Raw genomic sequence first — 22,217 nt, 5'->3', positions numbered from 1 at the left:
CTTACCTGAACGTCTTGCGCGGGTCGAAGGCGTCGCGAACGCCCTCGCCGATGAAAATCAGAAGCGACAGCATGATCGCGACCGAGAAAAAGCCGGTGAAGCCGAGCCACGGCGCCTGCACATTCGATTTGCCCTGCGACAACAATTCGCCGAGCGACGGCGAACCCGGCGGCAGACCGAAGCCGAGGAAATCCAGCGCCGTCAGCGTCATCACTGACGACGAGACGATAAACGGCAGGAACGTCATGGTCGCCACCATGGCGTTCGGCAACAGATGCCGGAACATGATGGTGGCGTTCGAGACACCCAGCGCCCTTGCCGCCTGAATGTACTCGAAGTTGCGCCCGCGCAGGAACTCCGCGCGCACGAGGCCCACCAGCGACACCCAGGAGAACAGCAAAAGAATTCCGAGCAACACGAAGAAGCCAGGCACCAGCACCGATGACAGGATCAAGAGCAGATACAGCGACGGAATCGCGGTCCACACTTCGATGAAGCGCTGGAAACCAAGATCGACCCATCCGCCGAAATAGCCCTGCACACCGCCGGCGGCGATGCCGATCACGGAGGAAATGATCGTCAGCGTGAGGCCGAACAGCACCGAAATCCGGAAGCCGTAGATCAGGCGCGCCACCACATCGCGGCCCTGATCGTCGGTGCCGAGCCAGTTATACTCAAGGTCGCGGCAACCGCGCAGGCCCTTCTTCTCGACCACCGCCTTGCATTGCGCCTCGGTGAGCATCCATGTTGGCTTCGACGGCGCCGGCGTCGGCAGATCGAGATTATGCGTGCTGTAGGAATAGCGGATCAGCGGCCAGATCACCGTGCCGTTCTTTTCCTTGATCAGTTTCTGCAGATACGGATCGCGGTAGTCCGCAGCCGTCTCAAAGTCCCCGCCGAATGCGGTTTCGGGATAGGTCACGAAGGCCGGGAAATACAGTTTGCCGTCGAACTTGATCAGGAACGGGCGATCGTTGGCGATCAGTTCTGCGAACAGCGAGACAAGAAACAACAGTGCGAAAATCCAGAACGACCAGTAGCCGCGCCGGTTGGACTTGAAATTGCGCCAGCGGCGCTGGTTGAGCGGCGATATGCCGAGCGGGTGGCGCGACGGCGGCACGGCTTCGCCCATCGGCGACAAGGCCGTGGTCTCGACGGGCGGGACGGGGGCGATCGTCATACCTCGCGCGCCTCGAAATCGATCCTGGGGTCGATCCACATATAGGCAAGATCAGAAATCAGATTCACCACAAGACCGACCAGAGAGAAAATGAACAGCGTACCGAACACCACCGGATAATCGCGATTCAACACGCTCTCGAAACCAAGCAACCCGAGGCCATCGAGCGAGAAGATCGTCTCGATCAGCAGCGAGCCGGAGAAAAACGCGTGAATGAACGCACTCGGAAAGCCGGCGATCACGATCAGCATTGCGTTGCGGAAGATGTGACCGTAAAGCACCTGCGTTTCGCTGCACCCTTTGGCGCGCGCGGTCATCACATACTGCTTGCGGATCTCATCGAGAAACGAGTTCTTGGTCAGCAGTGTCATAGTCGCGAAGGCGCCGAGCGCCATCGAAACCAGCGGCAGCGTGATGTGCCAGAAATAGTCGGTGATCTTCTGGTACCATGGGAATTGCGACCAGCCGTCCGAGGTCAGCCCGCGCAGCGGGAAGATGTCGAAGAACGATCCGCCTGCGAACAGGATGATCAGCAGAATTGCGAACAGGAAGCCCGGGATCGCGAAGCCTATGATAATGATGCCCGATGTCCAGGTATCGAATTTCGAGCCGTCCCGAATGGCCTTGCGGATTCCGAGCGGGATCGAGATCAGATAGGTCAGTAGCGTCATCCAGATGCCGAGAGACATCGAAACCGGCAGTTTCTCTTTGATGAGCTGGATCACGCTGACGTCACGAAAGTAGCTCTTGCCGAAATCGAAACGCGCGAAATTCCACAGCATCAGCGCGAAGCGTTCCGGCGCAGGCTTGTCGAACCCGAACTGCTTTTCGAGGCTCTTGACGAAATCCGGATCGAGCCCCTGCGCACCGCGATACTTTGAAGACACCGCATCAGCCGACGCCCCGGCCTGCGGCCGCGAGGCGAAATCGCCGCCGGACGATCCCGAAATGCGCGAGCTGGCTCCGGTGTCCGAGCCGGAAAGCTGAGCGATCACCCGCTCAACCGGGCCGCCGGGGGCGAACTGCACCACAACGAAAGACACGAACAGGATGCCCAGCAGTGTGGGAACCATCAGCAGAATGCGGCGGGCAATATACGCGGTCATGGATTACTTCGCCTGCACGGGCTTGGCCTGCTCGGGCTTCTTGGCTTTTGCCTCATCGAACCACCACAGGTCAGGCGCGCCGACGCCAGTGGCGTAACGCGGAATGTTCGGAGGATGGGCGAAGACATCCCAATAGGCAATGCGATGGCTGGCGGAATACCATTGCGGCACCCAGTAGCGTCCGGCGCGGAACACGCGGTCGAACGCGCGGCAGGCGATGCGCAATTCGTCGCGATTCTCGGCCGCGATGATGCGCTCGATCAGCGCATCGATGGCGGGATTCTTGATGCCCGACAGATTCTGCGATCCCTTGACGTCGGCGACCTGTGACGAAAAGAACGTCCGCATCGCATCACCCGGCGTCGATGACATGCTGAAGCGCTGTATCGCGACATCGAAATCGAAATCATCGACCCGTGCACGGAACTGCACCGGATCGACCAGCCGCACGCTGGCGTCGATGCCGAGGACGCCGAGGTTCTTGATGTAGGGCGCGTGGTGCGCCTGAAACGCAGGCTCCTCGAGCAGAAACTCGACCCGGAAAGCATCGCCATTCGGCAGCCGGCGCTTGCCGTCCTTGATGACGCATCCGGCGTCCTGCAACAGCTGCGACGCCTTGCGCAGCAGGGTCCGATCCTGCCCCGATCCGTCGGTGATCGGGGGCAGGAACGGCGCGCCGAACACCTCGTCAGGCACCTGACCGCGGAACGGCTCAAGCAGTTTGAGCTCTTCCGGCGGCGGCGGCCCCTCCGCCATCAGGTCAGAGTTCTGGAACGGCGAGACAGTGCGCGCATAGGCGCCGTACATGATGGTCTTGTTGGTCCATTCGAAATCGAACGCCTGGATCATGGCTTCCCTAACGCGCGGGTCCTTGAACTGCGCGCGGCGCGTGTTCAGGAACCAGCCCTGCGCGCCCGACGGTGTGTCGTCCGGCAGCAGCTCCTGCTTGACGCGGCCGTCCTTGATGGCGGGGAAATCGTAGCGCGTGTTCCAGATGCGTGCCGTGAATTCCTCGCGATAAAGATAATTCCGGCCGGTGAAGCCTTCGAACGCGACATCGCGGTCGCGGTAGAACTCGTAGCGCACGGCGTCGAAGTTGAAGGCGCCGCGCGACACCGGCAGATCCTTCGCCCACCAGTCCTTGACGCGCTCGTATTCGATATAACGTCCCACCTCGAAGCGGCCGACCTTGTAAGGCCCGGAGCCGAGCGGAATATCAAGAGTGGATTCGTCGAACGCTTTCCTGTCGTAGTACGCCTTCGAGAAAATCGGCAATCCCGCGGCATATAGCGGCACATCGCGGCCGCGCTTTGCCGCGAATGTCACCGTCAGCGTGGCGTCGTCGCCAGCTTCCGCTTTGATCATGTCGCGGAGCTGCTGCTGAATGATCGGATGACCTTTCTCCTTGAGGATCGTCAGGGAGAACGCGGCGTCCTTCGCGGTGATTTTGCTGCCGTCGTGGAATCGCGCCTCAGGCCGCAGCGTGAACCGATATGTCAGCTTGTCCGGCGAAATCCGCACCGACCGCGCGACCAAGCCGTACATTGCGTCCGGCTCGTCGCTGGCGCGCACCATTAGCGCCGCGAAGGTCTGATCCATGCCGATCGCGCCATCCCCCTTGAGAATAAAGCTGTTCAGCGAGTTGAACGTAAAGAACGACTGATTGTAGGCGCGCGACGACGGAACGGTCGAGAACACGCCGCCCTTCGGTGCGCCGACATTGACGTAATCGAAGTTCTTGAAGTCCGCCGGATATTTCAGATCGCCGAAGGCCGACATGCCGTGGCTATCGGGGGCGGCCTCGATGCCGGATTGAGCCATGGCCGACAGCGGCGACCACGCCGCAGCCATCGCGCTGCCGCCAAGGACCAGAACCCGCCGCCGCGAAAGGCCGCTCAAGAACGCTTGCCGATCTTGTCGGCCTTCTCTTTGTCGAACCACCAAAGCGCCGGCAGACCGGAGCGGCCGTATTTCGGAAGCTCCGCGTGGCTGAAGCGATCCCAGCGCGCGTAGCGGGAGAATCCGTAGGTGAATTGTGGCACGACATAATAGTGCCAGAGCAGCACACGATCGAGCGCCTTGGTCGCCGCAACCAGCGTCTCACGGTCCTTCGCGAAAATGATCTTGTCGATCAGCCTGTCGACGACAGGATTCTTGATGCCGACGGTGTTGCGCGAGCCGGGAATGTCGGCCGCCTGCGAGCCCCAAAAATCGCGTTGCTCGTTGCCCGGCGAGAGCGATTGCCCCCAGATGTCCGAGATAATGTCGTAGTCGAAATTCCGCACGCGGTTCTGATACTGCGCGTCATCGACTGTACGCACATTCACGGTGATGCCGAGCCGCTCCAGCGACGGCTTGTAGAACAGCACGATGCGTTCGAACGATGGATTATCCAGCAGAAATTCGACCGCGACCGGCGTACCGTCTTTTTTGACCAGCTTGCCCTCGCGGACTTCATAGCCGGCTTCGCGCAGAAGCCTTGTAGCGTTGCGAAGATTATCGCGCACCTTCTCCGGATCGCCGCCCACCGGATTTTCGTAAGGCTTGGCGATCACTTCCGGCGGAATGTCGCCGTAGACCTCCTTGAGAATTTCAAATTCTCTCTGAACCGGAACGCCGGAGCTGGCGAGTTCAGTGCCTTCGAAGTAGCTGTTGATGCGTTTGTACTGGCCGTAGAACAATTGCTTGTTCATTTCCTCGAAATCGAACGCATAATTGAAGGCGCGGCGCACGCGCTTGTCCGCGAACAGTTCACGGCGGATGTTGAACGCAAAACCCTGCATCCGCCCGGAATCGTTGATCGGAAATTCTTCAAGGACGACGCGCTTCTCGGTCACGGCGGGAAAATTATAGGCCGTTGCCCAGCTCTTGGCGGAGGACTCGATGATCCAGTCCGCCTGGTCGGCCTTGAAAGCTTCGAGCGACACCGTTGTGTCGCGGAAGAACTCAAACCGCATCTCGTCGAAATTGTTCTGGCCAACGCGCGTCGGCGCCTTCTCGCCCCAGTAATTCTTCACCCGCTCCAAGGTGACGGAGCGGCCCGCGACAAAATCCTTGATGGCATAGGGCCCGGAGCCGAGCGGCTTCTCCAGCGTCGTCGCGCCGATGTCGCGCTTGCGGCCTTCGCTGTCATTGCCTTCCCACCAGTGCTTCGGAAGCACCGTCAGTTCACCGACGATGGTCGGAAGCTCGCGATTGCCGGGCGCGTCGAACGTGAACTTGATGTCGTGCGAGCCGACCTTTTCCGCCTTCACCACATGCTTGTAGTAGGACGAATACATCGGACTGTATTTCTTCAGCGACTCCAGCGAGAACACCACGTCTTCCGGAGTCACCGGCTTGCCGTCATGCCACTTCGCGTCCTTGCGAAGACGATAGATCACCCACGAATGATCGTCGGGATGCGATACCGACTCCGCCAGCAGACAATATTGGGTGGTCGCCTCATCCAGAGACCGCGCCATCAGCGTCTCGTAGATCAGCCCGACCGCGGGCGCGATCGTTCCCTTCACGCCGGCGACAGCGAGATTGAAGTTGTCGAACGTGCCGATGGAAATCTGCCGGGCGATACCGCCCTTCGGCGCATCCGGATTGACGTAGTCGAAACGCTTGAAGTCGGCGGGATATTTGATGTCGCCGAACAGCGACAACGCATGTTTCCATTCCGGAGCGGTCTGGGCCTGCGCGGAAGCCACCACGTCCAGCCCTGCCGCTTTCAGCATCGGAACCGTGGCAACAAACGCACCGCTCTGAAGAAGATCGCGTCGGGAAATGCTCAAATTCAATGTTCCTGTTGCTGATCGAAAAACAGATGCCGAGGCAACGTCTTGGCCGATTATGTCGGTTTTTGGATATGACGCCAGCCCGTTGCGGCGCGTTCTTTGCGGCGAAATGTCCGGCTCGAAAACAGCAGCAATTGCAACGCAAAACGGCCAGGCGAACCTGGCCGTTTTAGGATTAAATTTCTGTCACGCGCCGAGCTTATTTGCTGGCGGTCGGCAGCGGCACCGGGGTGTCGGCCAGCGTGCGCAGGTAGGCGATCAGATCCGCGCGCTCGCTGTCCTTGCTGATGCCCGCGAAGCCCATCGCGGTGCCGGGGATAAAGCCCTTCGGGCTGGCGATGAACTTGTTGATGGCATCGTAGGTCCACTTGCCGCCCTTGCCCTTCATGGCAGCGGAGAAGTTGAAGCCGTTACGGCCATGGCCGATCTCGTCGTCGATGACGCCGTAAAGATTCGGACCGACCTTGTTCGGGCCGTTCTTCTCGAAGGTGTGGCAGGCGGCGCACTTCTTGGCCGCGGCAGAACCCTTCTCGACAGAGGCGGTCTGGAGCAGTTTCTCGATCGGCTCGCTCGGCGCAGCCGCGGCAGCCGGACCGGCGCCTTCAGCTTCCTTGATCGCGATTTCAAAGCCGGGCTTTTCTGGCTTCTTCGGCGAGAAAATCGCGTTGGCAGCCATATTCATGGAGAGCAGAACGAGGCAGGTGGCGAGCACCGCACCCATGATCTTGTTGAGTTCGAAGGAGTCCATTTTCGATCAGGCCCCGAGCCGGAAAGTCGATACATTTAGCCGCGCAGAGCGACCTTGGATTGCTACCGGGAACAGGCGTGCAGCGCAATACAGGCAGCGGGATCGAGATAACGGTTTGCCTGCCTTCTGGCAACCCGTATAAACGCGCCGACCCCTTGAAAACACCGTCATTTTCCTCGCCAACCCGGCCGTCCCGCCAGCGTCCCCCATGAAAGAAACCCGCGCCCTGGTGCTGATTCCCGCCCGCATGGCTGCGACCCGGCTGCCGGGAAAGCCCTTGCTGGACATTTCCGGTCTGCCCATGATCGTCCATGTCGTGCGCCGTGCGGACGCCGCGCGAATCGGCCGCGTGGTTGTGGCGACCGACGCACCGGAGATCGCCGAAATTGTCACGGCGCATGGTGGCGAGGCCGTCATGACCCGCGCAGATCATCCGTCCGGGTCCGACCGGATTTTCGAGGCGCTTCAGACCATCGATAGTGCAGGACAGATCGACACCATCATCAATGTGCAGGGCGATCTGCCCACCATCGCGGCCGAGGACATTCGCGCCGTGCTGGCGCCGCTTGCCGATCCCGAAGTCGATATCGCCACGCTGGCCGCCGTGATCGCCAAGGACGAGGAACACACCAATCCGAACGTGGTGAAGGTCATCGGATCGCCGCTGAGCGCGGCCCGTTTACGGGCGCTGTATTTCACGCGGGCGACGGCTCCCTATGGAGACGGCCCGCGCTATCACCACATTGGGCTTTACGCCTATCGCCGGAGCGCGCTGGCGCGGTTCGTCGCCCTGCCGCCCTCGCCGCTGGAGACCCGGGAAAAGCTCGAACAGCTTCGCGCCCTCGAGGCCGGCATGCGGATCGACGTGACGGTGGTTGACACGGTGCCGCTGGGCGTCGATACGCCTCACGATCTTGAGACCGCGCGGCAAATGCTGGCAGGCAAAGCACAATGACCAAATCGATGAAAATCGCCTTCCAGGGCGAGCCCGGAGCCAACTCGCACATCGCGATTGCGGAAGCCTTTCCAGACGCCACGCCGCTGCCTTGCGCCACCTTCGAGGATGCACTGGCGGCGATCTCGTCGGGCGAAGCCGGCCTCGGCATGATTCCGATCGAGAACTCGCTGGCTGGCCGCGTCGCAGACATTCATCACCTGCTGCCGCAGTCGGGACTGTTCATCGTCGGCGAATGGTTTCTGCCGATCCGCCATCAATTGATGGGTCCGCGCGGCGCAAAGCTTGACGGCATCAAAACGGTTGAAAGCCATGTCCACGCCATCGGGCAATGCCGCAACATCATCCGCAAGCTCGGCATCAAACCGATTGTCGCGAGCGACACAGCGGGCGCAGCGCGCCTTATCGCGGAGCGCGGCGATAAGAGCTGCGCGGCAATTGCCTCGCGTCTTGCTGCGGACATCTATGGTCTCGACATTCTGGCCGAGGACATCGAAGACGAAGCTCACAATACCACGCGCTTTGTCATTCTGGCGCGCGAGCAACTCTGGGCCGCGCAGGGCTCCGGCCCGTTGGTGACGACTTTTGTTTTCCGGGTGCGCAACCTTCCGGCGGCGCTCTACAAGGCGATGGGCGGCTTTGCCACCAACGGCGTCAACATGACCAAGCTCGAGAGCTACATGGTGGAAGGCAACTTCTTCGCCACGCAGTTCTATGCCGATGTCGACGGTCACCCGGACGACAAAAACCTCGCCTATGCACTGGAAGAACTTAAATTCTTCTCGAAAGAGCTGCGGATCGTCGGGGTCTATCCGGCGCATCCGTTCCGCGTCGCATTCACGGAAAAGGCAGCGGAATAAGCAAACACGTGCGCTCGCGCTGACGAACAGCCAAACGCAAAACGCCGTAACCACGCGCATCCGGGAGGCAATCGCCTATGCTACGCATTTGGGGCCGCGCCAATTCGGTCAATGTGCAGAAAGTTCTGTGGTGCTGCGCAGAGCTCAACCTGCCCTTTGAGCGACTCGACGCTGGAATGCAGTTCGGCGTCAACGACAAGCCCGCTTATCTCGCAATGAATCCCAACGGCCGCGTGCCTACAATCGAGGACGGCGATTTCCAGCTTTGGGAATCCAATGCCATCATACGCTACCTGGTTCTCCAGTATGCGCCGACAAATTCTATTTATCCTGCCGCGCCGAAGGACCGGGCCCGCGTCGAGCGCTGGCTTGATTGGGCGCTCACGACATTACAGCCGGCCGAACGGCCTGTATTCTGGGGCTATATCCGCACGGCACCCGCTCTGAGGGACAGCGCCGCCTTGCAGGCGAACGTGGACGCAGTCGCTGCCCTGTGGGCCATGCTTGACCGGCACCTCGCAAGCCGCAGCTTTGTCGAGGCGGAGCAGTTCACCCTCGCAGATATCGTGCTCGGAGCCTATGCGCGCCGATGGTTCGGAATTACAGAAATTAACCCGCCGCCGATGCCGAACCTGGAGCGTTGGTATGGCAACCTGCAAGAACGCGACGGCTTTCGGCGGTACGTCTCGCCGCCTCTGAGTTAAGGCGTCTCCAAACAGAATCCCCGTCTCAAGCCGCCGCCTGTTTGCCGATGCCGAACGCATCCGCCAGCAGACTGTATGAACGCTTGCGTGCATCGTGATCGTAGGTCGCAGTGATCACCATCACCTCGTCGGCCTTGCAGGTCTCGATCAGCGGCGTGATTTTCTCCATCACCGTCTGCGGTGAGCCGACGAACAGCCGCGAGCGATTGCGCGCAATGCTGGCGCGCTCGGCGTCCGAGTAGGGATAGGCCTGCGCCTCCTCGATGCTCGGCAGCGGGCGATACTGCCCGCGATCGCGCAGCAGACGATTGAGATCGGCGGACGATGCCAGCCGGTCTGCCTCTTCATCCGTCTCCGCCATGATCACGGCAATCGCCAGAATGGCATACGGCGTTTCGCGCCAGTTCGACGGCTTGAAATGGGCACGATAGTGAATCATCGCATCGGCCGCATCGTGCGAGGCGAAGTGATGCGCGAACGCGAAGCCCATGCCGACCTGAGCTGCAAGCTGCGCGCTGTAGTCGCTCGATCCCAGCAGCCAGATCGGCGGCAGCGGCGCATCCTCGGGCATCGCAATCACGTTGTGATAGGGATGGCCGTCGGGGAAGTTGCGCGTCTCCCATAACGTCAGTTCGACAAGGCGCTCGATGAAATCGTCGCCGCCGCGCGGATCGAATCGCTGACGCAGTGCATGCATCGTCGTCTGATCGGTGCCGGGCGCGCGGCCGAGACCGAGATCGATGCGGCCGGGAAACAGCGCTTCCAGCATCTTGAACCGTTCGGCGACCATCAGCGGCGCGTGGTTCGGCAGCATCACGCCGCCGGAGCCGACACGGATGCGCTGCGTCGCCGCTGCGATCTGCCCGATCATGATCTCAGGCGCGGGGCTCGCAACCGAGGAAAGACTGTGATGCTCCGCCAGCCAGTAGCGCGTGTAGCCGAGGCGGTCAGCATGCTTCGCCAGATCGATGCTGTTGCGCAGCGACTGGGAAGGTTTGGTGCCGGTGGTGACGACCGAAAGGTCGAGAACGGAAAGCGGGGTCATGAAGCCAAATTAGTCACTCGCAGGCGCCTGACAACGCGTCGCCCGGGCATGCCATCGAGCCGGTTGCCAAAACCGAGTGGGCAAATATATGACGGATTGATTAAGCCCATGAATATCTGCCCACTACAAACACGCTGTTTCATCCGAAAAATGCGCTAAATTGCCGGTTTCGTTGGAAAAATATCGAATCTTTTGCCTCCACGGCATTCGGCGGCCGCCTTCATCCTTTCGGCAAATGGCACACATTGGGCAATTTCCCACGGTCAAAGCCTAACGGATGGGCTGTCGGAAACGCGGTCTTTCGCATATTTTGTCCGGAATGGCGAAACGGTGACGAAGTCCGGCCCAAAGGGCGGAATGAAGGCGCACCCAGTTCGCAGAGGCCGCTGCCCATTCCGGCCCCGCGCCGCCATCGAGATGTGGAGTTGAGAAGCGTGACGAGCGAAGCAACCGCCCCGGCCGGATCGCACGGGCAAAAACGTCCGGCGATTTCCTTCGAGTTCTTTCCGCCCAAGACGGAAGAGATGGAGCGCAATCTCTGGGAAGTCATCAACCGGCTTGCACCGCTGACGCCGAACTTCGTTTCGGTGACCTACGGCGCCGGCGGCTCGACCCGCGAACGCACCCATTCGACCATCGCGCGCATCCTCTCCGAGACCAAACTCACGCCCGCCGCGCATCTGACCTGTGTCGACGCCACCAAGGCCGACATCGATGACGTGGTCGCGCGCTATCATGACGTTGGCGTCCGCCACATCGTGGCGCTGCGCGGCGATCCGGTGAGCGGCATCGGCAATGCCTACACCGCGCATCCCGAGGGCTATCAAAGCTCCGCCGATCTCGTCGCCAGCATCAAGCGTCATCATCCCGATATGGAAGTCAGCGTCTCGGCGTATCCCGAGAAGCATCCCGAAAGCGCTACGCTCGAGGCCGATATCGACGCGCTGAAAGCCAAGGTCGATGCCGGCGCGACCCGCGCCATCACCCAGTTCTTTTTCGATAACGATCTCTACTTCCGTTATCTCGACCGCGTCCGCGCCGCCGGCATCACGATTCCGATCGTTCCCGGAATCCTGCCGGTGCAGAACTTCAAGATGGCGTCCAATTTCGCCAAGCGCGCCGGCGCAACAATGCCGGAATGGCTGTCGGCAAAATTCGAAGGACTCGACGACGATGCCGACACGCGCCGTCTGGTCGCGGCGACTGTCGCCGCCGGTCAGGTGCAGAAGCTCGCCAAGCACGGCGTCGAGAATTTTCACTTTTATACGATGAACCGTGCGGATCTTGTGTTCGCCATCAGCCACCTTCTGGGAATTCGTCCCAACGGTGCGCAGAAAGCCGCGTGATCCCATGACGAAAAAAACATCTCCGGTCGCCGAACAATTCCGCGCGCTTGCCCGCGAGAAAATCCTCGTGCTCGACGGCGCGATGGGCACCATGATCCAGGGGCTTCAGTTCGACGAAGCGGCCTTCCGCGGCGAGCGCTTCAAGGACTTCCATCGCGACGTCAAGGGCAACAACGATCTTCTCATCCTCACCCAGCCGCAGGCGATCGAAGATATCCATTTCGCCTATCTCGACGCCGGCGCGGACATCGTCGCGACCAACACTTTCTCGTCGACCTCCATCGCGCAGGCCGACTACGACATGGTCGACCTTGCCTATGAACTGAATCGCGACGGCGCCAGGCTGGCGCGCAACGCCGCCAACCGTGCAACCGCGAAGGACGGCAAACCGCGTTTCGTCGCAGGCGCTCTCGGCCCAACCAACCGCACCGCGTCGATTTCGCCGGACGTCGCCAATCCCGGCTACCGCGCCGTGACCTTCGACGACCTGCGCATCGCCTACAGCGAACAGATCAACGGATTGCTCGACGGCGGCGCGGATATCCTGCTGGTCGAGACCATTTTCGACACGCTCAACGCAAAGGCGGCGCTCTACGCCATCGCCGAGATCACCGAAGCGCGCGGCATCCATGTGCCGGTGATGGTGTCCGGCACCATCACCGATAAATCAGGCCGCCTGCTGTCGGGCCAGTTGCCGGAAGCATTCTGGTATTCGGTCCAGCACGCCAATCCGATCACCATCGGCTTCAACTGTGCGCTGGGCGCGGAAGACCTGCGCGCGCATATCGCCGATATCGGCCGCGTCGCGGACACGCTTGTTTGTGCTTATCCGAACGCGGGCCTGCCGAACGAATTCGGCCAGTACGACGAGAGCCCGGACTACATGGCGCGCCTGGTCGGCGAGTTCGCGCAGGCCGGTCTGGTCAATGTGGTCGGCGGCTGCTGCGGCACCACGCCCGCACACATCAAGGCGATCGCGGAGGCCTGCGCGCCGCACAAGCCACGCATCGTTCCCGAAATTCCGCCGCTGCTGCGATTGTCGGGACTGGAGCCATTCAACCTCACCTCCGACATTCCGTTCGTGAATGTCGGCGAACGCACCAACGTCACCGGCTCGGCCCGCTTCCGAAAGCTGATCAAGAACGGCGATTACACCGCCGCCCTTCAGGTCGCGCGGGATCAGGTCGAGAACGGCGCGCAGGTCATCGACGTCAACATGGACGAGGGCCTGCTCGACTCCAAGCAGGCGATGATCGACTTCCTCAATCTGGTCGCCTCGGAGCCGGACATCGCCCGGGTGCCGGTGATGATCGACTCGTCGAAATTCGACGTGATCGAAGCCGGCCTGAAATGCGTTCAGGGCAAGCCGATCGTCAACTCGATTTCCATGAAGGAAGGTGTCGACAAATTCCTGCATGAAGCGGGAATCGCGCGCCGTCACGGCGCGGCCGTGGTCGTGATGGCCTTCGACGAAGTCGGGCAGGCCGACACCTTCGAGCGCAAGATCGAAATCTGCAAACGCGCCTACGACCTCCTGGTCGAGAAGCTCGATTTCCCGCCGCAGGACATCATCTTCGATCCGAATATTTTCGCCATCGCCACCGGTCTCGAAGAGCACAACAATTACGGCGTCGATTTCATCGAAGCCACGCGCTGGATCCGCCAGAACCTGCCGCATGCGCATATTTCCGGGGGCGTTTCGAACCTCTCATTCTCGTTCCGCGGCAACGAGCCGGTGCGCGAGGCGATGCATTCGGTGTTCCTGTATCACGCCATCAAGGCCGGCATGGACATGGGCATCGTCAATGCCGGGCAGATGGTGATCTATGACGATATCGATCCCGAACTGCGTCAGGTCTGCGAGGACGTCATCCTCAACCGCGATCCCGGCGCATCGGAGCGATTGCTTGAACTTGCGGAAAAATTCCGCGGCCAGGGCAAGCAGGTCAAGGAGCAGGATCTCGCCTGGCGCGAATGGCCGGTGGAGAAGCGCCTGAGCCACGCGCTGGTCAACGGCATCACCGAATACATCGACGCCGACACAGAAGCCGCGCGCCTCACGGTGGAGCGGCCGCTGCATGTGATCGAAGGCCCGCTGATGGACGGCATGAATGTCGTCGGCGACCTGTTCGGCGCCGGCAAGATGTTCCTGCCGCAGGTGGTGAAGTCCGCCCGCGTCATGAAGCAGGCGGTCGCCTATCTGATGCCGTTCATGGAAAAGGAAAAGGCCGACAACCTTGCCGCCGGCATTGCCGGTGACGGCCGTAACTCCGCCGGCAAGATCGTGCTCGCCACCGTGAAGGGCGACGTCCACGACATCGGCAAGAACATTGTCGGCATCGTGCTTCAGTGTAACAACTTCGAGGTCATCGACCTCGGCGTCATGGTGCCCGCTGCCAAGATCATCGAGACGGCGAAGGCCGAGAACGCCGATATCATCGGCCTTTCCGGCCTGATTACGCCCTCGCTGGACGAGATGGTGTTCATGGCCTCCGAACTGGAGCGTCAGGGGCTCGACCTGCCGCTGCTGATCGGCGGCGCGACCACCAGCCGCGTGCATACCGCGGTGAAGATCGATCCCGCCTACAAGCGGGGCCCGGTGGTGCACGTCAACGACGCCAGCCGCGCGGTCGGCGTGGCGTCCTCGCTCCTCTCGGCCGAGAAGCGCGAGGACTATGCCCGCGAGGTGCGCGCCGATTACGCCAAGATATCGAATGCGCATTTCAAGGCGCAGCAGAACAAGAACCGGCTGTCGCTCGACGCCGCGCGCGCCAATGCGCATGTCATCGACTGGACGAAGACCCAGCCAAAGAAGCCGGCGTTCATCGGCATCAAGAGCTTCAGCGACTATTCGCTTGAAGAACTTGCGGAGTACATCGACTGGACGCCGTTCTTCCAGACCTGGGAACTGACCGGGCGCTTCCCGGCCATTCTCGACGATCCGAAGGTCGGCGAAGCCGCACGCGCGCTCTATGACGACGCCCGCAAGATGCTCGACCGCATCGTCAAGGAAAACTGGTTCAAGGCCAGCGCCACCATCGGCTTCTGGCCCGCGAATGCCGAAGGCGACGACATCGTTCTCTACAGCGACGAGGCGCGCACCAGGCCGCTGACCACGCTGCATACCCTGCGCCAGCAGCTCGAGAAGCGCGAAGGCCGCAAGAACGTCGCGCTGTCGGACTTCATCGCGCCGGTCTCAAGCGGCGTACCGGATTACATCGGCATGTTCGTGGTCACCGCGGGCATCGGCGAGGACGTGATCGCGGATCGTTTCAAGAATGCCAATGACGACTACTCGTCGATCCTGGTGAAGGCGCTGGCGGATCGTCTGGCGGAAGCCTTTGCCGAGCGGATGCATCAGCGCGTGCGCAAGGAGTTCTGGGGCTATGCGCCGGACGAGACATTAAGCACCGACGAACTGATCCTCGAACAGTATGCCGGCATCCGCCCCGCGCCGGGCTATCCGGCCCAGCCCGATCACACCGAGAAGGCGACGCTGTTCCGCCTGCTCGATGCAGAGCGCACCGCAGGCGTGACCCTGACCGAGAGCTTTGCAATGTGGCCGGGTTCGTCGGTCTCCGGTCTCTATTTCAGCCATCCAGAAAGCTATTATTTCGGTGTCGGCAAGATCGAACGCGATCAGGTCGAGGATTATGCCGAACGCAAGGGGATGACGCCGGAGGAAATCGAGCGCTGGCTGGCGCCGATCCTCAATTACATTCCATCGCGTGATGCACGGCCCGAGTCTGACGAGGCTGATGTCGCGGAATTGCCGCTGGCCAAGCATCCTCCGGGCTGCGGCTGCGCGATGCATCTGCGGATGAACGGCAAGCCGGTGGCGGATGCCGTCGCGCGCTGAAGTTGATTCAACTTCGCTGTATCTACCGCTTGATGTCGCGCGGCCTGCGATCGCGTTATATTGATATGTTCCCGGAACTCACGCGCGTGTGACATCAACTGTTGCAGAACCTGGAACCCCCTCCCGCATGAGGCGTTGGTGCGCCGCAAGCTTCAACCTCACAAAAGGAGAGATCATGAGCAAGGTGAGCTTTTTCGCCGCCGCTGCGGCTGTAACCGCTTTGGTCGCCACTCCGGCCCTCGCGCAGGACACGGCAAAGCCGCGCGCTGCGATGCAAGGCAAGAGTGACAAAGCCAAACAGATCAAGCCTATGAAGCACAGTGCCATGCACAACAAGCATATGAAGCACAGCGCCCGTATGCACGGCCGTCACGAGGCCTACATGCGCTCCGCCGCCGTGGACAATCGGAATGATTGGGATCGCGGCTGGGATAACCGCGGCTTCTGGCCGGGTGCCGTTGCCGCCGGCGCAGTGGGAACCGCGGGTGCCGTCGCAGCCGGTGCCGTGAATACTGCAGGCGCCATTGCCACCGCGCCGTTCGGCGGACCGTATCGCGAGGGCTATGCCTATCGTGACACTTACGCCTTTGGTCCGGGCTATGTGGACACCACCTACACCTACAACGGCATAGCGATTCCGCAGTCGTCGAATTATGCGGCGCGAAATGGCTTCATGTGTCAGCCGGGCACCTTCATCAAGGGCACGCGGAACATCTGCCAGTAACGTTTGATCGCGATTTAAATTGAACCAACAAGCGGTGGGCGGAATCACTCCGTCCACCGCATTGGCGTGTCAGTTCGGCGGCGCCAGGGGCTGCACGATATCCTGGAACGGCTGCAACGCTTCGCAGGTCTCCGCATGACGATCGAGCGCCGGATAGCGCGCCGCATCGAACATCCCGGCATGGGCTTCCCGCGTGAAACGGATGACGCAGGCCACCGCAATGTCGGCGTGGGTAATGTTGTCACCAAACCAGTATTGCGTCTTGTGCCGCGCGCGGTCCTCCTCGAGGCTCGCGAATACACCGGCGATCTGCGAGCGGCAGCGCTCGACCCAGCGTTTCGATTCCTCGCCGCGCAAGACACGCTCGTAAAGCAGGCTGACAGCCTTGTCGCCGAGGCCCGTGGCCAGCGCGCAGATGTGCAACACCTCGCGCCGGACGTGACCGCAATCGGGAATCAGAGCGCGCGACGGGCCTGATATCTCGTCGAGATAATCCAGGATGGCCGTGCTCTCGATCAGCACCTCGCCGTCGTCCAGCACCAGCGTCGGCGCCCGCATCAGCGGATTGTAGAGCGCGATCTTCTCGGCATCGCCGAAAGTCGACCACGGCGTGTGCTCGAACGGAATGCCATAGAACCGCAGTGCGAGCGCGACCCGGCGCACAAAAGGAGAGTCGTACTGGCCGATCAGATTCATCAGGTGATCTCCGCCTCGCGATACTAGTCTGCTTCCGAATCGGAGGCGAGCACGCCCTTCACCGCCTGTGACCAGCCCTTGAGTTTGCGCGTGCGCGTCGCGTCCGACATGTTCGGCTTGAATCGCCGCTCCAGCCGCCATGAATCGGCAAACCGCGCGGGCTCCGGATAGACGCCGGCGCCAAGTCCCGCGAGATAGGCCGCGCCCAGCGCCGTGGTTTCCTGAATCATCGGCCGGTCCACCGGCGCGTTGAGCAGATCGGCGAGGCGCTGCATGGTCCAGTCCGACGCCGTCATGCCGCCATCGACGCGCAGCACGGTGTTGGTCTCTTTCGCCTCCGGCCAGTCGGCGCGCATCGCTGCCCACAGGTCGTAGGTCTGGTAACACACGCTCTCCAGCACGGCATGCGCCAGCTCAGCGGGGCCGGTGTTGCGGGTCAGGCCGAACAGCGCACCGCGCACCCGCGGATTCCAGTACGGCGCGCCGAGGCCGACAAACGCCGGCACCAGATAGACCGACTGCATGGTATCGTTTTCATCCGCGAGCGGTCCCGTTTCGCTCGCATGCTTGATCAGACCGAGCCCGTCGCGCAGCCACTGCACCGCCGAGCCCGCCACGAAGATCGAACCTTCCAGCGCGTAAGTGCGCTGGCCGTTCAACTGATAGGCGATGGTGGTCAGCAGCTTGTTCTTCGACGCGACCGCCGTGGTGCCGGTGTTGAGCAGCGCGAAGCAGCCGGTGCCGTAAGTCGATTTCATCATGCCCGGCGTGAAGCACGCCTGCCCGATGGTGGCCGCCTGCTGGTCGCCGGCGATGCCGCGAATGGCGATCGATCCGCCGAGCAATTCCGGAACGGTGGTGCCGAAGCTCGCGGAGGAATCGCGCACATCCGGCAGCATCGAACGCGGCACGCGCAGCAGCTTCAGCAGATCGTCGTCCCACTCACCCGTGTGGATGTTGAACAGCAGCGTGCGCGAGGCGTTGGTGGCGTCGGTGGCGTGAACCTTGCCGCCGGTCAGCCGCCAGAGCAGATACGAGTCCACCGTGCCGAACATCAGTTCGCCGCGCTCGGCCCGCTCGCGCGCGCCGGGGACATGATCGAGAATCCAGGCGACCTTGGTGCCCGAGAAATACGGATCGATAATGAGGCCGGTCCGCGCGCTGATCAGCGGCTCATGGCCGTCGGCTTTCAGTTTGGCGCAGATCTCCGCGGTGCGCCGGTCCTGCCAGACGATGGCGCGATGCACGGCATGGCCGGTGGCGCGGTCCCACACCACCGTCGTCTCGCGCTGGTTGGTGATGCCGATGGCGGCGATGTCGGATGCCGTGACATTGGCCCTGCTCATCGCCTCGCGGCAGGTCGCGAGCGTCGAGGTCCAGATATCCTCCGGCTCGTGCTCGACCCAGCCGGACGCCGGGAAATGCTGCTGGAATTCCTGCTGGGCCTGGGCGGCGATGGAGATGTCGGAGCGGAAGACGATGGCGCGCGACGATGTCGTGCCTTGATCGATCGCGAGAATATGGGACGCCATGCCGTTTCCTCGAATGCTTTTCGTTTTGGTTTCGAAACGCCAAGAAAGCGATTGCGCGGGCGGGCGTCAATATGGAGCACGCTTCTTCCCCTATCCCCTTGTGGGAGAGGGTGGCGAGAATGAGTGAAGCGAATTCGAGCCGGGTGAGGGGTGACATTCCATCCGTAAGAAACCCCTCACCCGCTTCGCGGCTTTGCCGCTCAGCACCCTCTCCCACAAGGGGAGAGGGTAGGAAGACGTTACACCGCCGCGGTCGTGACGCCGCCGTCGATCACGATGGTCTGGCCGGTCATGAAGGTCGAGGCGTCGGAGGCGAGATAGACCACCGCGCCCGCGATCTCGTGCGGCTCGCCGATCCGGCGCAGCGGCGTGGTCGCGGTGCGGCGCTTGAGATTCTCCTGATCCTCCCACAGCGCGCGGGCGAAATCGGTTTTGACGAGTCCGGGCGCGATGCAGTTGACCCGCACATTCTTCGGACCCCACTCGCCGGCAAGGCTCCGCGCCAGCGAGAAGTCCGCCGCTTTGGAAATGCCGTAGGCGCCGATCACGGTCGAACCGCGCAGGCCGCCAATGCTGGAAATGATGACCACCGAACCGCCGCCGCGCTCGGCCATGTGCGGCATTGCCTGTTTGCAGAGCCAGATGTTGCTCTTGATGTTGGCGCCCATGATCTTGTCAAAGGCGTCATCCGTGATGTCGAGCAACGGGCCGTAATACGGATTCACCGCCGCGTTGCACACCAGACTATCGATCTGGCCATAGTGCTTCACGGTGCCGGCAATCAGCGCGTCGACGTCCTCGCGCCTCGAGATATTGCAGGGAATGACGTGGGCGTCACCGCCCTCCTTGCGGATGGCTTCTGCAACGCTCTCGCAGGCGTCGGCCTTGCGGCTGGAGATGACAACCTTCGCTCCCATCCGCGCCAGCAATTCCGCCGAAGCGCGGCCGATGCCGCGGCTCGAACCGGTGACGACGGCGACTTTTCCGGTGAGATCGAACGGTGAGGTTGTCATGGCCGCGTCTTCCCCTCTTGCTTGCTGACTAAAATAGTAACACGACCGCGATCTGCTCCCTCTCCCCGCCTGCGGGGAGAGGGTTGGGGTGAGGGGGAATAATTTCGATGAAGGAAAGGCCCCTCACTCGGATCGCAAAAGCGATTCGACCTCTCCCCGTAAACGGGGAGAGGTAAGGGGCGTCAGACCAGATTGCCCGCTTCGCTGACGCGGCGCAGGTGATAGTCGGTGTCGCCGAAGGTGCTCTCGATCATGGTCAGCCGCTTGAAGTAGTGGCCGATCTTGAGCTCCATGGTCATGCCGACGCCGCCGTGAAGCTGGATCGCCTGCTGCCCGACGAACTTCGACGACTTGCCGATCTGCACCTTCGCCGCAGCGACCGCCTTCTCGCGCTCCTTGGCATCCTCGAAACTGGAGGCCATGGAGGCGAAGATCGACATGCTGCGCGCCTGCTCCAGCGCCACGAACATATCCGCCGCGCGGTGCTGCAAGGTCTGGAACTGGCCGATCGCCACGCCGAACTGCTTGCGGGTCTTGAGATACTCGACGGTCGATTTCAGCGACTCGTCCATCGCACCGATCGCCTCGGCGCACAGGGCGACGCGCGCCTCGTCGACCACGCGCTCGACCAGCGGCAGACCGTTCTCCGGATCGCCGATCGCGGCGTCCGCGCCGACCTCGACGCCCTCGAACCGGATATCCGCAGCGCGCAAGCCGTCCTGGGTCGGATAACCCTTGACGGTGACGCCCTTGGCGTTCGCCGGCACCAGGAATACGCCGATGCCGCTGCGATCGCGCTGGCCGCCCTTGGTGCGCGCGGTCACGATCAGCGTGTCCGCCGTTTCACCCTGCAGCACGACGAACTTCTCGCCGTCGATGACCCAGCCTGCGCCCTTCTTCTTCGCAGTCGTAGTGACGTCCGCCAGATTGTAGCGCGAGTTCTTCTCGAGCTGCGCGAAAGCGAGCGTCTTGCTGCCGTCGATGATCGAGGGAATGTGCGCGGCCTTCTGTTCGGCGGAACCGCCGTGACGAAGGAAGCCGCCGCCGAGCACCACGGTGGCGAGATACGGCTCGAGCAACAAGGCCCGGCCCAGCGCTTCCATCACGATGGACGTTTCCACCGCGCCCGCGCCGAAGCCGCCATCTTCTTCCGAGAACGGCAGGCCGAGCAGACCCTGCTCCGCCAGCTTGTTCCAGACCGCCTTGCTCCAGCCGCCCTTTTCCTTGGCGTACTTCTTGCGCTGATCGAAATCGTAGGAATCGGCCAGCAGGCCCTCGACGCTATCTTTCAGGAGCCGCTGCTCCTCGGACAAATCAAAATCCATTTTACAATCCCTGTGCTCGACGCATTCGCTTGATGACTTTGCCGGTCATTCCGGGATGCGCGCAGCGCGCAGGCCCGGAATCCACACAGCAAGCCTTGATAGAGATTCCGGGGTCGCGCTTCCGCGCGCCCCGGGATGACAACCGTTACAGACCCAGCACGGCCTTGGTGATGATGTTGCGCTGAATCTCGTTCGAGCCTCCGTAGATGGAGACCTTGCGGTAGTTGAAGTAGCCCGGCGCAACTGTCGTCGCCCAGCTCGCCTCTTCATTGCTCTTGTCGTGCTCGTCCGCGTAAGGCAGCGCGAACGGTCCGGTAATTTCCAGCAGGAGTTCGGTGATGGTCTGCTGAATTTCCGAACCCTTGATCTTGAGGGTCGACGATGCCGGATCGGGCTTGCCCTTGCCGTTCTTGCTTTCGTTGGCGACCACGCGCATCTGCGTCAGTTCGAGCGCCTTCAGCTCGATTTCCACGGCCGCGAGCTTATCGCGGAAACGGGAATCCTGAATCAGCGGCTTCCCGTCCGACTCGACCTTGGAGGCGAGATCGCGGATGCGGCGGACACGCTCTTTCGACATGCCGACGCGCGCAATGTTGGTGCGCTCGTTGCCGAGCAGGAACTTGGCGTAGTCCCAGCCCTTGTTTTCCTGGCCGACGAGATTTTCGACCGGCACCTCGACGTCATCGAAGAACACTTCGTTGACCTCAAAGCCGCCATCGATGGTCTGGATCGGCCGCACGGTGACGCCGCGCGACTTCATGTCGAACAGGATGAACGAGATGCCTTCCTGCTTCTTCGCATCCGGGTTGGTGCGGCAGAGGCAGAAAATCCAGTCGGCGTGCTGGGCCAGCGTGGTCCAGGTCTTCTGTCCATTGATGACGTAAACATCACCCTTGCGCTTGGCGGTGGTCTTCAGCGAGGCAAGGTCTGAACCCGCGCCCGGCTCGGAGAAGCCCTGACACCACCAGTCGTCGAGATTGGCGATGCGCGGCAGGTAGTGCTTCTTCTGCTCTTCGTTGCCGAAGGTGTAGATCACCGGTCCGACCATGTTGACGCCGAACGGCAGCGGCGACGGCGCGGGCGCCGACTGCAACTCTTCGAGGAAGATATACTGCTGCACCGGCGACCAGCCCGTGCCGCCGTATTCCTTCGGCCAATGCGGCACCGCCCATCCCTTCTTGTTCAGGATGCGCTGCCAGGTGACCATGTCTTCCTTGCTGGTATGGCGGCCTTCCACCAGTTTCTGGCGGATGTCGGCGGGGAGACTCTCCTTGAAGAAGGCCCGCACTTCATCGCGAAACGCCAGTTCTTCCTTGCTGAAGCTGAGATCCATCGGACCCTC

Annotated in this window: 17 protein-coding genes; 6 read left to right on the top strand and 11 right to left on the bottom strand. The window is 61.8% G+C overall.

Annotated features, from left to right (window positions below):
* Position 1 precedes the first annotated feature (1 nt).
* The 5 genes from AC1RM7_RS20570 to AC1RM7_RS20550 all read right to left on the bottom strand — a co-directional run bounded on the left by AC1RM7_RS20570 (position 2) and on the right by AC1RM7_RS20550 (position 6,816).
* Positions 2-1,180 (bottom strand): ABC transporter permease, encoded by a 1,179-nt coding sequence (locus tag AC1RM7_RS20570; RefSeq protein ID WP_006022746.1) that lies wholly within the window; start codon positions 1,178-1,180, stop codon positions 2-4.
* On the bottom strand, positions 1,177-2,286 hold the full coding sequence (locus tag AC1RM7_RS20565) for a microcin C ABC transporter permease YejB (protein WP_006022747.1): 1,110 nt from the start codon (positions 2,284-2,286) through the stop codon (positions 1,177-1,179). Before AC1RM7_RS20565 ends, AC1RM7_RS20570 begins: the two co-directional genes overlap by 4 nt.
* A 3-nt stretch (positions 2,287-2,289) precedes the next feature.
* The gene (locus AC1RM7_RS20560) at positions 2,290-4,185 is read right to left on the bottom strand and encodes an extracellular solute-binding protein (RefSeq protein ID WP_024919614.1); all 1,896 of its coding nucleotides are present in this window, start codon (positions 4,183-4,185) and stop codon (positions 2,290-2,292) included.
* Positions 4,182-6,065 carry an extracellular solute-binding protein gene (locus tag AC1RM7_RS20555; protein WP_024919615.1) on the bottom strand — a complete coding sequence of 628 codons (1,884 nt, stop codon included), beginning with the start codon at positions 6,063-6,065 and terminating at the stop codon, positions 4,182-4,184. Before AC1RM7_RS20555 ends, AC1RM7_RS20560 begins: the two co-directional genes overlap by 4 nt.
* Before the next feature lie 202 nt (positions 6,066-6,267).
* Complete coding sequence (locus tag AC1RM7_RS20550; protein WP_006022750.1) at positions 6,268-6,816, bottom strand: c-type cytochrome; 549 nt, start codon at positions 6,814-6,816, stop codon at positions 6,268-6,270.
* Between the two features lie 208 nt (positions 6,817-7,024).
* Between AC1RM7_RS20550 and AC1RM7_RS20545 the strand changes: the two genes are divergently transcribed.
* From AC1RM7_RS20545 to AC1RM7_RS20535, 3 genes are all read left to right on the top strand, one after another.
* Positions 7,025-7,771, top strand: coding sequence for a 3-deoxy-manno-octulosonate cytidylyltransferase (locus AC1RM7_RS20545; protein ID WP_024919616.1), 747 nt, complete (start codon positions 7,025-7,027; stop codon positions 7,769-7,771).
* Positions 7,768-8,631, top strand: coding sequence for a prephenate dehydratase (locus tag AC1RM7_RS20540; RefSeq protein WP_024919617.1), 864 nt, complete (start codon positions 7,768-7,770; stop codon positions 8,629-8,631). The genes AC1RM7_RS20545 and AC1RM7_RS20540 overlap by 4 nt, the downstream gene beginning before the upstream one ends.
* Before the next feature lie 77 nt (positions 8,632-8,708).
* Positions 8,709-9,335 carry a glutathione S-transferase family protein gene (locus AC1RM7_RS20535; protein ID WP_006022753.1) on the top strand — a complete coding sequence of 209 codons (627 nt, stop codon included), beginning with the start codon at positions 8,709-8,711 and terminating at the stop codon, positions 9,333-9,335.
* Between the two features lie 25 nt (positions 9,336-9,360).
* Here the strand turns inward: AC1RM7_RS20535 and AC1RM7_RS20530 are convergent, their stop codons facing one another.
* On the bottom strand, positions 9,361-10,380 hold the full coding sequence (locus AC1RM7_RS20530; protein ID WP_024919618.1) for an LLM class flavin-dependent oxidoreductase: 1,020 nt from the start codon (positions 10,378-10,380) through the stop codon (positions 9,361-9,363).
* Positions 10,381-10,814: 434 nt separating this feature from the next.
* Between AC1RM7_RS20530 and metF the strand changes: the two genes are divergently transcribed.
* The 3 genes from metF (at position 10,815) to AC1RM7_RS20515 (ending at position 16,309) form a co-directional block, all read left to right on the top strand.
* Complete coding sequence (gene metF, locus AC1RM7_RS20525) at positions 10,815-11,726, top strand: methylenetetrahydrofolate reductase [NAD(P)H] (RefSeq protein ID WP_024919619.1); 912 nt, start codon at positions 10,815-10,817, stop codon at positions 11,724-11,726.
* Between the two features lie 4 nt (positions 11,727-11,730).
* Positions 11,731-15,585: a methionine synthase gene (gene metH / locus AC1RM7_RS20520; protein WP_024919620.1), complete on the top strand. Its 3,855-nt coding sequence runs from the start codon at positions 11,731-11,733 to the stop codon at positions 15,583-15,585.
* Between the two features lie 175 nt (positions 15,586-15,760).
* Positions 15,761-16,309 (top strand): hypothetical protein, encoded by a 549-nt coding sequence (locus tag AC1RM7_RS20515; RefSeq protein ID WP_006022757.1) that lies wholly within the window; start codon positions 15,761-15,763, stop codon positions 16,307-16,309.
* Positions 16,310-16,378: 69 nt separating this feature from the next.
* Here AC1RM7_RS20515 and AC1RM7_RS20510 read toward each other — a convergent pair whose 3' ends face one another.
* The 5 genes from AC1RM7_RS20510 to pimC form a co-directional block, all read right to left on the bottom strand.
* A complete protein-coding gene (locus AC1RM7_RS20510) occupies positions 16,379-17,005 on the bottom strand; it encodes a glutathione S-transferase family protein (protein ID WP_024919621.1) in 627 nt (208 codons plus the stop codon).
* A 23-nt stretch (positions 17,006-17,028) separates the two neighbouring features.
* Positions 17,029-18,537: a glycerol kinase GlpK gene (glpK, locus tag AC1RM7_RS20505; RefSeq protein ID WP_024919622.1), complete on the bottom strand. Its 1,509-nt coding sequence runs from the start codon at positions 18,535-18,537 to the stop codon at positions 17,029-17,031.
* A gap of 239 nt (positions 18,538-18,776) precedes the next feature.
* Complete coding sequence (locus tag AC1RM7_RS20500; RefSeq protein ID WP_024919623.1) at positions 18,777-19,550, bottom strand: SDR family NAD(P)-dependent oxidoreductase; 774 nt, start codon at positions 19,548-19,550, stop codon at positions 18,777-18,779.
* A 182-nt stretch (positions 19,551-19,732) separates the two neighbouring features.
* Positions 19,733-20,875: a pimeloyl-CoA dehydrogenase small subunit gene (gene pimD / locus AC1RM7_RS20495; RefSeq protein ID WP_006022761.1), complete on the bottom strand. Its 1,143-nt coding sequence runs from the start codon at positions 20,873-20,875 to the stop codon at positions 19,733-19,735.
* A gap of 145 nt (positions 20,876-21,020) precedes the next feature.
* Complete coding sequence (gene pimC, locus AC1RM7_RS20490) at positions 21,021-22,208, bottom strand: pimeloyl-CoA dehydrogenase large subunit (RefSeq protein WP_006022762.1); 1,188 nt, start codon at positions 22,206-22,208, stop codon at positions 21,021-21,023.
* Between the last annotated feature and the right edge of the window lie 9 nt (positions 22,209-22,217).

This window comes from Afipia sp. GW822-FHT03D08, from assembly GCF_058801645.1.
The sequence above is the reverse complement of the archived record's forward strand: the minus strand, read 5'-3'. Positions and strand labels throughout refer to the sequence as shown.

Coding starts and splice junctions, on each gene's coding strand:
- glpK (WP_024919622.1), bottom strand. CDS start 18,537: ATGGCGTCCCATATTCTCGCGATCGATCAAGGCACGACATCGTCGCGC.
- pimD (WP_006022761.1), bottom strand. CDS start 20,875: ATGGATTTTGATTTGTCCGAGGAGCAGCGGCTCCTGAAAGATAGCGTC.
- AC1RM7_RS20510 (WP_024919621.1), bottom strand. CDS start 17,005: ATGAATCTGATCGGCCAGTACGACTCTCCTTTTGTGCGCCGGGTCGCG.
- pimC (WP_006022762.1), bottom strand. CDS start 22,208: ATGGATCTCAGCTTCAGCAAGGAAGAACTGGCGTTTCGCGATGAAGTG.
- AC1RM7_RS20535 (WP_006022753.1), top strand. CDS start 8,709: ATGCTACGCATTTGGGGCCGCGCCAATTCGGTCAATGTGCAGAAAGTT.
- AC1RM7_RS20565 (WP_006022747.1), bottom strand. CDS start 2,286: ATGACCGCGTATATTGCCCGCCGCATTCTGCTGATGGTTCCCACACTG.
- AC1RM7_RS20515 (WP_006022757.1), top strand. CDS start 15,761: ATGAGCAAGGTGAGCTTTTTCGCCGCCGCTGCGGCTGTAACCGCTTTG.
- AC1RM7_RS20540 (WP_024919617.1), top strand. CDS start 7,768: ATGACCAAATCGATGAAAATCGCCTTCCAGGGCGAGCCCGGAGCCAAC.
- metH (WP_024919620.1), top strand. CDS start 11,731: ATGACGAAAAAAACATCTCCGGTCGCCGAACAATTCCGCGCGCTTGCC.
- AC1RM7_RS20530 (WP_024919618.1), bottom strand. CDS start 10,380: ATGACCCCGCTTTCCGTTCTCGACCTTTCGGTCGTCACCACCGGCACC.
- AC1RM7_RS20550 (WP_006022750.1), bottom strand. CDS start 6,816: ATGGACTCCTTCGAACTCAACAAGATCATGGGTGCGGTGCTCGCCACC.
- AC1RM7_RS20500 (WP_024919623.1), bottom strand. CDS start 19,550: ATGACAACCTCACCGTTCGATCTCACCGGAAAAGTCGCCGTCGTCACC.
- AC1RM7_RS20545 (WP_024919616.1), top strand. CDS start 7,025: ATGAAAGAAACCCGCGCCCTGGTGCTGATTCCCGCCCGCATGGCTGCG.
- AC1RM7_RS20570 (WP_006022746.1), bottom strand. CDS start 1,180: ATGACGATCGCCCCCGTCCCGCCCGTCGAGACCACGGCCTTGTCGCCG.